The following is a 12,571-nucleotide window of genomic DNA, read 5'->3' as shown; positions in this document are numbered from 1 at the left end:
TTATGCGTATGATCCTACCCAAACCTTGCTTATTATTAATGGCGATGGAGCAGGCTGGATAACGGCATGTCGGGAGTATTTTCGGGAACGCGCCTTTTTCACCATGGATCGGTTTCATGTAGCTCGTTCGATGAAACAGCTAATGAAGAGCCATCCTCGATACCGCTACATGAGAAGAGCGTTAAAAAACTACCAGGTAGAAACATTACTTCTAGAGTTGAATAGTGCAGTAGGAACAATGGATACACCAGAAGAAGAAGAAAAACTAGAGCATTTCCTCGCCTTTTTAACGCATCATCAGGAAACCATAAAAGATTATCGTAGTTGGTTACAGGAGAAAGGCGTGGATACGACAGCGTATCGACCAATGGGAAGTGCAGAAGCAATGATGAATCAATTAGCCAAACGATTAAAAAATGGAAGAGCATGGAGCAAAAAAGGCGTCATGAGCATGGCACGTTTGTGGATTGGATTGAAGGATGACCTATCCATCCAAACGATATATGGGAAATGGGAGAAAGAAAAAAGCCTAAATACATCAAAGAAAGAACATCAACCGAAAAGAAAAATATCCAGAAAATTAGTAACAGAAACCGTGCGTCAGAACCTGCCATACTTAAATCAAGCGATTGGAAAACCCATTCACTTTGCCTTACAGGGATTAAAAGGTTTTTAAAAAAGAAAAAGACGAAATTTTGATGAAAGAAAACATTTAGAAAACGGATACAAAATTAGAAGTTTTACTTTATAAAAAGGGAGCTAAAAAAAACTCCCACAAAAACTTGACTCAATCTATACATCTACTTCTTTATACAATTTATACCATTCTATTGTATAATATACGGTTTGGTCAATATCCCATTTAGGGTGCCAATCTAAATTATACTTTGCTTTATTTATATCCAAGCTTAGAAGCTTTGCCTCATGTTCCGTGGAGTATGACGTATCGACTTCCCATGTGCCATCCTTCCACTGCATTACTATTTTTTCTACTAATTGTTGCACCGTCGTCACGCTATCTGATTCCGGTCCAAAATTCCATCCTTATTACAAACAAAAAATCCCCCATTAATCCAGTCATTTAACATTGGTTTTTCTGAAAAACCCTTTGCGATTCCATCTTCTATATCAAGAACGCCATATTGATTATTTTTTTTAATTCCAGTAAGTGTAACTGTTTTACCTTTTTCTTTATGGAAGGCAATTAGTTTATCTAAATCTATGTCAGATAAGCCATCTCCATATGTTAATAGAAAGATATCATCCTCTATATATTCTTCTAACTGTTTAATTCTCGCTCCTGTCATCGTATCTTGCCCTGTATCAATACATGTAATATTCCAAGGCTCTGTTTTTTCGAGAATGTCATATTGGTTGTTTAATAAATCTATTTTGAGATTATTTTTTCTCCAAGCTAAATTTACAAAATAATCCTTTATTTGATCCCCCTTATATCCCAGTGGCAGAATAAATTCTTGGTGTCCATATTCACTATAATGCTTCATAATGTGCCATAATATCGTTTTTCCATTCACATCAGCTAAGGCTTTTGGTATGTTCTCTGTTAAGCCCCTCATTCTCATTCCTTTGCCTCCACATAAAATGACAACTTTCATGCTTTCACCTCTTCTCTTAGTATTTTCATGCCATTATATGTACAGGCCACTAATTATGCATAGGTTGTTTCATTAAGTTTTACAAGATATAGGCATAATTTCTGAGAGAGTGGGAAAAAACTTTTTTTCCCATTACTTTTTTCATATGGAATAAAGTTATTATTACTCCTTACAGGAAGCAAGCCTTGGTTTAAATTAAACCGTTTTCAACAGAATAGTAAACAAGCATTATTGTTTGTTAGATTGGCTAAATAAACATATATCTATTATCACAGTAGTAGTTGGTACTAAAGAACAACAGGATTAGAAATATTCCAAAAATCAACTTCACAAAAAATACCGCCCTACATGTAGGACAGTATAAACTAACATTTTTGTGGCTAAAGATTGATTTTCCTTTTCTTCTTTTATCTTTCAACTGCAGTTTTACCTGAGTTTTATTTCAACTTTTCTCTTTATAAAAAAATGCTATGAGGATGTTTCTCCCCATAGCATTTTTCTTATCCTATTTTTATTTTGTTGCCTTCCACTACGATTTTTTCATTCTCGCCTAGGTTTGTAAATACCATTGGAGTAATAATAGACGGAACCTTTGACTTAATTGCATCAAAATCGATTTCCATTAATTTTTGTCCTTGCTTTACTTTATCTCCATCTTTAACAAATGCTGTGAATCCTTCCCCTTTAAGAGCAACGGTATCTAATCCAACATGAATTAAGATTTCTTTTCCACTATTGTCCGTCATGCTCAATGCATGCTTTGTAGGAAATACATTCATAATTTGTCCATCTGCCGGAGCAACTAAAACACCATTAATTGGATCTACTGCTATACCATCCCCCATCATTTTTTGTGAAAAAACAGGATCAGGAACTTCACTAATATTTAGTAATTTTCCTTCTAATGGCTGAATGTAATTATTAGTTGAACTCGTATTTTCTTCCTTATTTCTTTTAAATAGATTTTTAAACAAACTAGTACCTCCAATAAAAGATTCTTTCATTCTATTTTAACGCAATAACAAAAATTTTCCCATAAATCTGATTAAAAATATTTCCTGCGAAATTTCTCCGCAGGAAACGAAGTCTTATTTTAAATGATAAACAATGGACTCATATGGTCTTAGCGTAATACTTTCTCCAAATGAAGGAGAATTTGAATAGTTAGAAAGAAGAGTTGTACTTGTTAATCCTGTAGTATCAACATGCTTCGGCACAGTAAATACCGCTTCTTCCTCGTAAAAATTATTTATTACGAGTAGCTTTTCTTTATCTGTACTACGTAGGTAAGCAAATATTTTATCATCATCAGGAGCAAGTAACTCATAATCTCCATCTGTCACAATATCGTATTCTTTACGAAGGTTAATTAACTTTTGATAGTGATAGAAAACAGAGTCCTTATCCTTTAATGCATTTTCTGCATTCAGCTCTTTATAATTTCTCGCTGTTTCTATCCATGGTGTTCCCTCCGTAAATCCAGCATTTTTCTCTCCATTCCATTGAACAGGTGTACGAGAATTATCACGGGATTTTCTACGTAGGACTTCTAAGATTTCTGCTTCTGGCTTACCACTTGCTTTCAATATATTATACATATTTAAAGATTCCACATCACGGTATTGGTCAATAGATGTAAATTTAGGATCGGTCATCCCAAATTCTTCTCCTTGATATATATATGGAGTGCCCTGCATCATATGAATCGTGGTCGCAAGCATCTTCGCAGATTCCTTATGATATTTCCCATCATTTCCATAACGAGATACAATCCGCGGCTGATCATGGTTACACCAAAATAGGGCATTCCAGCCTCCACCTTCATGCATCCCTACTTGCCAGTTAGATAGAATTTGTTTTAAAGCATGAAAATCCATTTCCCCAATTTCCCACTTTTCTCCGTTTGGATAATCTACCTTTAAATGGTGAAAATTAAAGGTCATGCTTAATTCATTACGTTCTGGCATTGTATATTTAATACAATGCTCTAATGTTGTGGAAGACATCTCCCCAACTGTCATACTGTCATATTTTGAAAAAACAGCTTGATTCATTTCATGGATAAATTCATGCACACGTGGACCATCTGTATAAAACTTTCTTCCATCACCAGGTGCTACTGAACCATCATCATCTGGAAAATCCTGATTTTTTGAAATTAAGTTAATAACATCTAGACGGAAGCCATCTACTCCCTTTTCAAACCAGAATTTCATCATTTTGTAAACTTCATAGCGTAGCTGTTCATTCTCCCAATTTAAATCAGCTTGGCTTACATCAAAGAGATGTAAGTAATATTGATCTGTCTTTTCATCATATTGCCACGCATTCCCACCAAATTTTGACTGCCAATTTGTTGGCTCCTTTCCATCTTCTTTTCCATCTTTCCAAATATAAAAATCACGATAAGGATTATCCTTAGAAGAGGCGGCTTGTTTAAACCACTCATGCTCTGTGGAGGTATGGTTAACGACAATATCCATAATTATTTTTATCCCTTTTTGACGAGCTTCATTTAATAGCTGATCAAAGTCATCCATATTTCCATATTCATGATGAATGGCATAGTAATCACTAATATCATAGCCATTATCTTTTTGTGGGGAAGCATAAATAGGTGTTAGCCACAGGACATCTACCCCTAATTCCTTTAAATAATCTAGTCTTTTTATTATTCCTTGAATATCTCCTACTCCATTTCCAGTTGTATCTTGAAAACTCTTCGGATAAATTTGATATACTACTGCCTTTTGCCACCATGCTTGTTCCATCTATTACACCACCGATGTGAGAATTATGTCCTTTTCCTTTATCTCAAAAAACGTAATGATTTTAGGAGGCCACTGAAAAAGTGAATTACCTGGTGAATCGGTAGTTACCAAACCTTTCTAACTTAGTGTAGGTTTTTGTTTTCCGAGGCTTGCCGCTCGCTTTCCACGGGGCGAGCGCCGAGCCGCTTCGTCGCTACGCTCCTGCAGGGTCTCGGACTTTCTCGCATCTCCCGTAGGAGTCGAGCGGACGCCTCTCCAAACCAACTTATTATTCGCTTTCAAATAAATAAAACCTCATTTTATTTGGAGAACTAGACTTTTTCAGTGCCCTCGATTTTAGTATCTGTGTTTTTTTCCATTAAATTTATTAGAATAAGTTCAAATACCTTATGCTCATCTGCACACAAACCGGTCGACATCATAATGAATATCAACTTTCTTTGATTTAGTACTCTACGCAACACCATAAGAACGAATTTTTTATGTTTTCCTTCCCTTCCATCATAACATGTATATACAAGTTGTCAACTAATTTAGTAATACGTTTTCAAAACATCCTTTTATGAAAAAGATATTGTATATAAACTTGTACGTATAATAAATAAGAAGGATTATACTTGCCACATCATTTTTCACTATTTCCTTGCTAAACTCTATGTTTTCTTTTTCTTGTGCCTCTCACCCGACTTTCCCCCCCTTTATCAAAGAAAACATTGGTCTTTTAAGCCTATTTTTGATACGATATCTCTATGATTTTTATTGTACGTATAAGTTAACATCGTTAACTACAATGGAAAGCGGTGAAACAGTGGCACAAACAACAAAATACAATATGGTGAAAGAAAAAATTACGGACTGGATCACTAGCGGTAAAGTGCAGCCCGGAGAAAAAATATACTCAGAAAATGAGTTGGGGAAAATGTTTGGGGTAAGTCGACATACGATTCGTCAAGCATTAGGCGATTTAGTACATGAGGGCTGGCTGTACAGAGAACAGGGTGCTGGTACTTTTGTTTCCCATCAGCAGATTCCTTCTACACAAATGGCATTATCCCAATCTCAGCTTCCATTAAAGAAAACGAAAAATATTGGTGTCATTACAACATATATATCAGACTATATTTTCCCATCCATTATTAAAGGAATTGAATCTTATTTAACAGATCATGGATATTCACTCACTTTCGCTTGTACGGACAATGATATAAAAAAAGAAAAACAATGTCTTCAGACAATGTTAAACAGAAACATTGACGGTTTAATTATTGAACCGACTAAAACAAATGTCTTCAATCCAAACATGAAGTTTTATTTAGAGTTAGAGCAAAATAAAATCCCTTATTTAATGATTAACCAATTTTATCCACAGCTCTCTCCCCCTCATTTAGTGGTGGATGACGAATATGGTGGATTTATTTCGACAGAGCATTTAATAAAGCTTGGGCATAAAAAAATCATTGGATTATTTAAATCCGATGATTTGCAAGGAATTAATAGAATGAAAGGATTCATACAAGCATATAAAGCTTATTCGATTCCGTTCTTCCCAGAAATGCTGATTAATTATTCTACCGAAAATCAAGTTAAATTTCCCATGGAGCGATTGGCAGAGACTTTCAAAACAGATAATAGACCGACCGCTATTATTTGCTATAATGATCAACTTGCCATCCAAGTAATCCAGTATCTTCGCTCCTTACATTTATCCATTCCAGATGATATCTCCATCATTGGCTATGATGATTCATTCTTAGCCGAAGCCTCTGAGGTTAAATTAACTTCTGTATCCCACCCAAAAATGGATATGGGCTTAGATGCAGCAAAATGGATTGTCAATGCAGTGGAAGAGAAAGGAACTTTACCATTGTCCTATGTGTATAAGCCTAACTTGGTATTAAGAAATTCCACAGGACCTTATCCAAAGACATTATAGAAGTTCATTTGCTCCACATATTAGGAAAGAACATGTATACTATAAATAGATTTATACTTAGGAGTGAGCCGTTTTGAAGGATGAATTAGCTTATATAGGTAACAAAATCATAAAAAACAAGAACATCCTTGCTGAAAATACAAATACATTGCTATCTCAATTTTTACAGCAAACCTCTGATTTATCCTTACCTTATCTAAAAGAAGATATGCATAAATGGAATGCGAAACTCTTTTTCATTTTAGCTGAATCATTAAAGGATAATAAAGATACAGATGAAATACAGCAATGGTCGGAAAAAACTGCAGAAGCATTTGTAAGGAATCATATTCCTTTACAATCCGCCCTTCGCTCCCTATCCATTTATCGAAATGTTATTTGGGACGTATTTACAGAAGAATTGGAGCAGAAGTCTTTTGCACCAATTACTATGTTGGATGTAGGAAAGATTATTGATCCGATTCTCGATGAAATAAGTGCTTATATTGGGCATATTTATGAAGAACATAATACAAAGATAATGAAGCTTGCCTATAATGCATTAGAAGAACTGTCTGTACCAGTTGTTCCAATCGCGAAAGAAACAGCGATTATCCCACTTATCGGCGAAATAGATACACAACGTTCGCAATTAATTTTAGAGGTAGCATTACAAGAATCTGCCAATTTAAAAATCGAATATCTCATTTTAGATATCTCTGGCGTACCAATTGTCGATACAATGGTTGCAGATAATTTATTTAAAGTAGTTCACGCTTTGGATTTGATTGGAGTTAAATCCATTGTCTCTGGAATTAGACCTGAAATTGCTCAAACGATTATTTCTTTAGGAATCGACTTTAGCAAGATTACCACGTGTGCAAATTTACATACTGCTTTAGCTAGTATTGGGTTGAAGAGAGTAATAGAATAAGAAAAAGAGGATGTCTTAAAGTGTTATTGTAATAAATAACTCTGCTAAGACATCCTTTTTTTATGCTGTATAACGCTCTTTTTCAATTTCTTTTAATGATTTTCCTTACTTGGAAGCCAAATGTTATTATTATAAAATCTCTTTAAACATAGAAATGACTTCTTCCTTTGTAGGTTGGAATGGATTTCCTGGAGCGCATGCATCTACTAATGCAAAATTCGCTAATTTATCCAAATCAACCTCATCTACACCTAATTCTGATAATTTTGCTGGAATTCCTACTGTTTGGCAAAGCTTTATTATGGCAGCAATTACTTCCTCAGCACACTGGCTATCCGTTTTTCCTTCAATAGAAATACCAATCGCTTTAGCTATTGCAGGAAATTTATGAGGATCCCGTCTAGCATTTTCTCTTTCCACGATAGGTAAGAGCATAGCATTGCATACACCATGTGGTAAATCATATACGCCCCCTAATTGATGTGCCATTGCATGAACAAATCCTAAACCTGCATTATTAAATGCCACACCAGCTAAGAACATAACATATACCATCTGTTCACGGGCTTCTATATCATGTCCATCCTTAACTGCACGCGGTAAATAAGTGAATATCTTCTCTACTGCAGCTAAAGCGGTAGCATCGGTTACTGCATATGCTCCCGGAGTAACAATTGCTTCTATCGCATGTGTTAAAGCATCTATTCCTGTTGCAGCTGTTAATGCAGCAGGCTTATCCTCCATTAGCACAGGATCGTTCACAGATATTGTTACAAGGCAATTTTTATCCACCATCACCATTTTGACTTGTCGTTCCTCATCTGTAATGACATAGTTAATGGTGAATTCACTGGATGTTCCAGCAGTTGTGTTTATCGCTACAATTGGTACTGATTTTTTTGAAGTTTTTCCTACACCTTCGTAATCCCTAATATCTCCACCATTCGTTACATAAAGTCCAATTGCTTTTGCTGTGTCTTGAGGAGATCCTCCACCAACAGATACAATAAAATCACATTCATTTTCTTTGTATGCTTCTACTCCTTTATATACATTTGCTGTTGTCGGATTAGGTTTTACTTCTGCATAAACAACATACTCTATCTCTGTTTCGTCGAGTACTTTTTTTACTTTTGCCACAATCCCGCTTTCATTTAGGAAAGCATCGGTTACCAATAGTGCTCTTTTTACGCCTAATTCTTCTATTTGTGGTCCTACTTCCTGTAGACAGCCTCTTCCCATTAAATTCGTACTTGGAACATAGTTTTTACACTTGACTATATTTAAAGACATAGATAACCATCATGAGAAAGTAGCTTTATTTAAGGGGCTAACTTAGAGATTGTTCTTCTTTACATATTTTTCCATTTAGTTTTATCCCGCCTTCTATCGACCTTGTTTCCCCAGCATATCAAGTGTTTCTTCTACTCCTACAGCATAATCTTCAAATATACCATTTTTAATTTTTATCATGGTTGGGGTGCCAGTAATTTCAATTTCCTTCGCGGTTTCTGGCGCTTCATTGCCGTAGGCTGTATTATGTGTGGCAATAATTTGATTATCCTCATTTGCAACAACCCCCCAGGCAATATTTTTATCATTTTGGAAGTCCTCTATATTTATTCCATCATTCCAAACTTCTTTTCCGTCCACTATTTTACCTATTATTTTGTCATGCTCTTTATGGTGGGCTTCCCAGCCATACCAGCTAGATTCATTCTTTTCTTCCTGCATATCGACAATATAAATTGGAACGTCTCCACTGTTGCTAAACTCAATAACATCCTCTTCAATTTGCTTACAATATGTACAGGTTGCTTGCCAAAAATAAACGATATATTCCTCATCTTGCTGATTGAATGTAGAGGATGCTTCTATTTTCGTTAAATCCTCAATAGCATTAATACGATTACTGTTTAACAACCAGATAGCTGCAAAACAAACAATCAAGATTACCGCAATCACTATGAAAATAATCATTGGTCTATTTTTTTTCTTCATTTATAAATCTCCTTCACTACAATAAGTAATACCTATATTCTATCTAAAAAGCCACCCCAATAAATCATCAAACCAGCCACAATTTCAACATAATTGTGAACAAGTCTTCTCCATTGATGGCTTTATTTTAATTGCAACGAAAATGTGAGCAGCAAATTCACTATATTCGTATTATTCATTCCTTCTATGATAAAATCAGAATATCTTGAATAGGAGTTGAATACCGTGAAAGAAAATATAATAAATCGCTTTATATCATATGCTGTTGTTGATACACAATCGAATGAGAACAACGCAGAATGTCCTTCTACTCCAGGACAGTTAACACTAGCTAATTTATTAGTAGAAGAACTTAAAGAAATTGGGTTAGATGAAGTAACTATTGATGAAAATGGCTATGTGATGGCAACTTTGCCAGCAAATACGAATAAAAAAGTTCCAACCATTGGTTTTCTTGCTCACTTAGATACTGCTACTGATTTCACAGGAAAAAATGTACGTCCACAAAGAGTAGAAAATTATGATGGGCAAGATATTATATTAAATGAAGCTTTACATATCGCTTTATCTCCAAACGATTTCCCTGAACTAAAGAATTATGTGGGGCATACTTTACTTACGACAGATGGAACTACCTTACTTGGTGCAGACAATAAGGCTGGTATTGCTGAAATTGTCACTGCCCTTATTTACCTAAAGGAAAATCCCGACATTAAACACGGAAAAATCAGAGTTGCTTTTACCCCGGATGAAGAAATTGGCAGAGGTCCTCATAAATTTAATGTAGAAGCCTTTGATGCTGATTTTGCTTACACAGTTGACGGTGGCCCCTTAGGCGAATTGCAGTACGAAAGCTTTAATGCTGCTGGAGCCAAGATTACGATAAGTGGAACAAATGTGCATCCAGGTACAGCAAAAGGGAAAATGGTTAATAGTATAAAAATTGCAATGGAATTACAAAGTCGCTTGCCAGCAAGTGAGGCACCTGAATTTACAGAAGGATACGAGGGATTTTATCATCTACTGTCCTTTGAAGGAGATGTCGAAAAGACAAATCTCCATTATATTATCCGTGATTTTGATCGTAATTCTTTTGAAGAAAGAAAAAATGTTCTACAAGAAATTGTGGTCGAATTAAATCAAAAATATGGCGATAATACGATAAAGTTTAACTTAAAGGACCAATACTACAATATGCGCGAAAAAATAGAACCAGTAAAAGAAATTGTTGATGTTGCCTACAAAGCAATGGACAATCTCGGTATTAGCCCTATTGTCCAACCAATTCGTGGTGGAACTGACGGCTCCCAGCTCTCTTATATGGGACTACCGACCCCAAATATATTTACAGGTGGAGAAAATTTTCATGGCAAATATGAATATGTATCTGTTGACAACATGATAAAAGCGACAAATGTCATTGTAGAAATTGCTCGCTTATTTGAAGAACGAGGAGAGTAATAGAGAGAAGGCTATATGCCTTCTCTTTATAGTTTGCTAGATAATTTTTTAATAGTCACCCATTTCGCACCAGATGTTTATTTCGGATTCCGAATTAAATTTTGTACTTTTAATAGTTTAGTATATAATGATTCAGTGCCAAAATCCCTATATTCCATGGATTTAGGGTTGAAAGAAAAGATTAGAGGAGTTTTGCAATGAATACAATCAGTAAAATGCAAGAAGAAGTTACACAAAATACAGAGTTACATCACTTTATTTTAGAATCCTTTGGACTTCAATCCAAGAAAAAGAGAGTGCGCAAAAAACTGTTTAAACAAGTAATCTCTCAAGAAAAAATCCTAAAAAAAGTAGTGAAAGAATTTAAACTAGCAGGTCAAGAGCAGTCAATTCCAACTGCCAAACAGGAAGAAAGCAATATATCCTTTAATAGCCTGCCAATAACTACTTTATTAAAAATCGGAAAAGAATTTTTTAAAGAGGAAGAAAGTGTTCGTTTTTACTATAATAAAAACAAAGAACCTTTCTATAAAAATAAAGAAATGTTAGTTACTTGTATTTCCACAAATTTTGCAGATGCACCTGCTGAAATTCAAAAAGAAATCATCAATAAATTATAATTCTTTACATTTCATGATTCATTTTTTAATAGCCACTTCCTCTCATCCTCCTAAATTATGAAGTGGCTACTATTTTTTATTCCCTCTTTCCCCATGCAATAGTGCTACCGCTTTTAATTTTCTTGTTCCATATCTCACACTCTGCTATAATTTTCATGTGTATATTATTGCACTTATATTAGACTAGAAAGAGGAGGAATACATATGATTAAAGTTGCACCCTCCATTCTCTCCGCTAATTTTGCGAAGCTAGGAGAAGAAGTAAAAGACGTTGAGCTAGGTGGAGCAGATTATATCCATGTAGATGTCATGGATGGACATTTTGTACCTAATATTACGATTGGCCCACTTATTGTAGAAGCAATCCGTCCAGTTACAACTTTACCTTTAGATGTTCATTTAATGATTGAAAATCCTGATTCTTATATACCACAATTTGCAAAAGCTGGTGCGGATATCATCACAGTACATGTTGAGGCATGTCGCCACCTGCACCGTACTATTCAATTGATAAAAGAAAATGGGGTTAAATCAGGCGTAGTATTAAATCCAAGTACTCCTGTAGATACAATCAAACATATCATCGAAGATATTGACATGGTTCTATTAATGACCGTTAATCCTGGTTTCGGTGGACAAGCATTCATCCATAATGTACTTCCAAAAATTAGAGAAGTTCGTCAATTGGCTGAGCAACTAAATCCGGCACTTGATATTGAAGTGGACGGTGGTATTAATGCCGAAACGGCAGTATTAGTGAAAGAAGCAGGGGCAAATGTTCTTGTTGCTGGATCATTTATTTATAATAATCCAAATCGTGAAGAAGCAATTAAGGCTGTACGTGGATAAATAACATGAATTTATCATCGTGGGCGTTTTCCATTCCCTCGCTGATGATAAGTTGTTAATTGAATTTTTTAGTCAGTAAGACAGTTCATTAGTGGAGACTTCCGAATTAATTGATAACAATAGGCTGGGACAAAAGTAAATAGCCACTATCACAGCTTTTATAAACCAATAAAAAAACCTGAACAAGCATATGGAACTATGATTGTTCAGGTTTTTCTATAGCAGGAATCTTCTTTCCTTTTTATCTTTAGCCTTTCTCCTCAAAGTTAATCTATCACTTAATCTTGCGAACACTACCTCGCACTTGATAATTGCAATCATCAATTTTTAGATTATTCGACTATTTCTCCTTTCCATTCACTCACAAATCGTATCAAATACTAGTGTAATCCTTCCTCAATTATTAT

General features: G+C 35.0%; 11 protein-coding genes and 1 pseudogene. 6 read left to right on the top strand and 6 right to left on the bottom strand.

Features of this window, described 5'->3' with window-relative positions; translation table 11 throughout:
- On the top strand, nt 1–676 hold a 676-nt coding region (locus ACTQ5K_RS09165; protein ID WP_441993824.1), incomplete at its 5' end, for a UPF0236 family transposase-like protein.
- A gap of 116 nt (nt 677–792) precedes the next feature.
- On the opposite strand, the gene ACTQ5K_RS09160 is transcribed toward ACTQ5K_RS09165, so the two are convergent.
- The 4 genes and pseudogenes from ACTQ5K_RS09160 to treC all read right to left on the bottom strand — a co-directional run bounded on the left by ACTQ5K_RS09160 (nt 793) and on the right by treC (nt 4,387).
- The gene (locus tag ACTQ5K_RS09160) at nt 793–1,014 is read right to left on the bottom strand and encodes a hypothetical protein (protein ID WP_197030874.1); all 222 of its coding nucleotides are present in this window, start codon (nt 1,012–1,014) and stop codon (nt 793–795) included.
- Between the two features lie 26 nt (nt 1,015–1,040).
- Nucleotides 1,041–1,616: pseudogene (locus tag ACTQ5K_RS09155) on the bottom strand (sugar phosphate nucleotidyltransferase); the annotation flags it as partial.
- 500 nt (nt 1,617–2,116) lie between these two features.
- Nucleotides 2,117–2,590 carry a PTS sugar transporter subunit IIA gene (locus tag ACTQ5K_RS09150; RefSeq protein WP_031536846.1) on the bottom strand — a complete coding sequence of 158 codons (474 nt, stop codon included), beginning with the start codon at nt 2,588–2,590 and terminating at the stop codon, nt 2,117–2,119.
- A 114-nt stretch (nt 2,591–2,704) separates the two neighbouring features.
- Nucleotides 2,705–4,387, bottom strand: a complete 1,683-nt coding sequence (gene treC / locus ACTQ5K_RS09145; RefSeq protein WP_031536845.1) for an alpha,alpha-phosphotrehalase — start codon at nt 4,385–4,387, stop codon at nt 2,705–2,707.
- 808 nt (nt 4,388–5,195) lie between these two features.
- Between treC and ACTQ5K_RS09140 the strand changes: the two genes are divergently transcribed.
- On the top strand, nt 5,196–6,320 hold the full coding sequence (locus ACTQ5K_RS09140) for a GntR family transcriptional regulator (RefSeq protein WP_031536844.1): 1,125 nt from the start codon (nt 5,196–5,198) through the stop codon (nt 6,318–6,320).
- Nucleotides 6,321–6,393: 73 nt separating this feature from the next.
- Nucleotides 6,394–7,233, top strand: a complete 840-nt coding sequence (locus ACTQ5K_RS09135; RefSeq protein ID WP_031536843.1) for an STAS domain-containing protein — start codon at nt 6,394–6,396, stop codon at nt 7,231–7,233.
- 129 nt (nt 7,234–7,362) lie between these two features.
- Here the strand turns inward: ACTQ5K_RS09135 and ACTQ5K_RS09130 are convergent, their stop codons facing one another.
- Nucleotides 7,363–8,526 carry an iron-containing alcohol dehydrogenase gene (locus tag ACTQ5K_RS09130; RefSeq protein WP_031536842.1) on the bottom strand — a complete coding sequence of 388 codons (1,164 nt, stop codon included), beginning with the start codon at nt 8,524–8,526 and terminating at the stop codon, nt 7,363–7,365.
- A gap of 93 nt (nt 8,527–8,619) precedes the next feature.
- On the bottom strand, nt 8,620–9,234 hold the full coding sequence (locus ACTQ5K_RS09125) for a hypothetical protein (RefSeq protein WP_031536841.1): 615 nt from the start codon (nt 9,232–9,234) through the stop codon (nt 8,620–8,622).
- 225 nt (nt 9,235–9,459) lie between these two features.
- Between ACTQ5K_RS09125 and pepT the strand changes: the two genes are divergently transcribed.
- From pepT to rpe, 3 genes are all read left to right on the top strand, one after another.
- Nucleotides 9,460–10,695 (top strand): peptidase T, encoded by a 1,236-nt coding sequence (pepT, locus tag ACTQ5K_RS09120; RefSeq protein ID WP_031536840.1) that lies wholly within the window; start codon nt 9,460–9,462, stop codon nt 10,693–10,695.
- 197 nt (nt 10,696–10,892) lie between these two features.
- On the top strand, nt 10,893–11,315 hold the full coding sequence (locus ACTQ5K_RS09115) for a hypothetical protein (protein WP_031536838.1): 423 nt from the start codon (nt 10,893–10,895) through the stop codon (nt 11,313–11,315).
- A gap of 204 nt (nt 11,316–11,519) precedes the next feature.
- The gene (gene rpe / locus ACTQ5K_RS09110) at nt 11,520–12,164 is read left to right on the top strand and encodes a ribulose-phosphate 3-epimerase (protein WP_031536837.1); all 645 of its coding nucleotides are present in this window, start codon (nt 11,520–11,522) and stop codon (nt 12,162–12,164) included.
- Nucleotides 12,165–12,571: the final 407 nt, after the last annotated feature.

Origin of the sequence: Niallia sp. Sow4_A1 (assembly GCF_052116745.1) — a bacterium.
GTDB lineage: Bacteria > Bacillota > Bacilli > Bacillales > Cytobacillaceae > Niallia > Niallia hominis.
Note: the sequence above shows the minus strand (reverse complement) of the source record. Positions and strands in the feature narration are given on the sequence as shown.

Coding starts and splice junctions, on each gene's coding strand:
- ACTQ5K_RS09115 (WP_031536838.1), top strand. CDS start 10,893: ATGAATACAATCAGTAAAATGCAAGAAGAAGTTACACAAAATACAGAG.
- rpe (WP_031536837.1), top strand. CDS start 11,520: ATGATTAAAGTTGCACCCTCCATTCTCTCCGCTAATTTTGCGAAGCTA.
- ACTQ5K_RS09125 (WP_031536841.1), bottom strand. CDS start 9,234: ATGAAGAAAAAAAATAGACCAATGATTATTTTCATAGTGATTGCGGTA.
- ACTQ5K_RS09130 (WP_031536842.1), bottom strand. CDS start 8,526: ATGTCTTTAAATATAGTCAAGTGTAAAAACTATGTTCCAAGTACGAAT.
- treC (WP_031536845.1), bottom strand. CDS start 4,387: ATGGAACAAGCATGGTGGCAAAAGGCAGTAGTATATCAAATTTATCCG.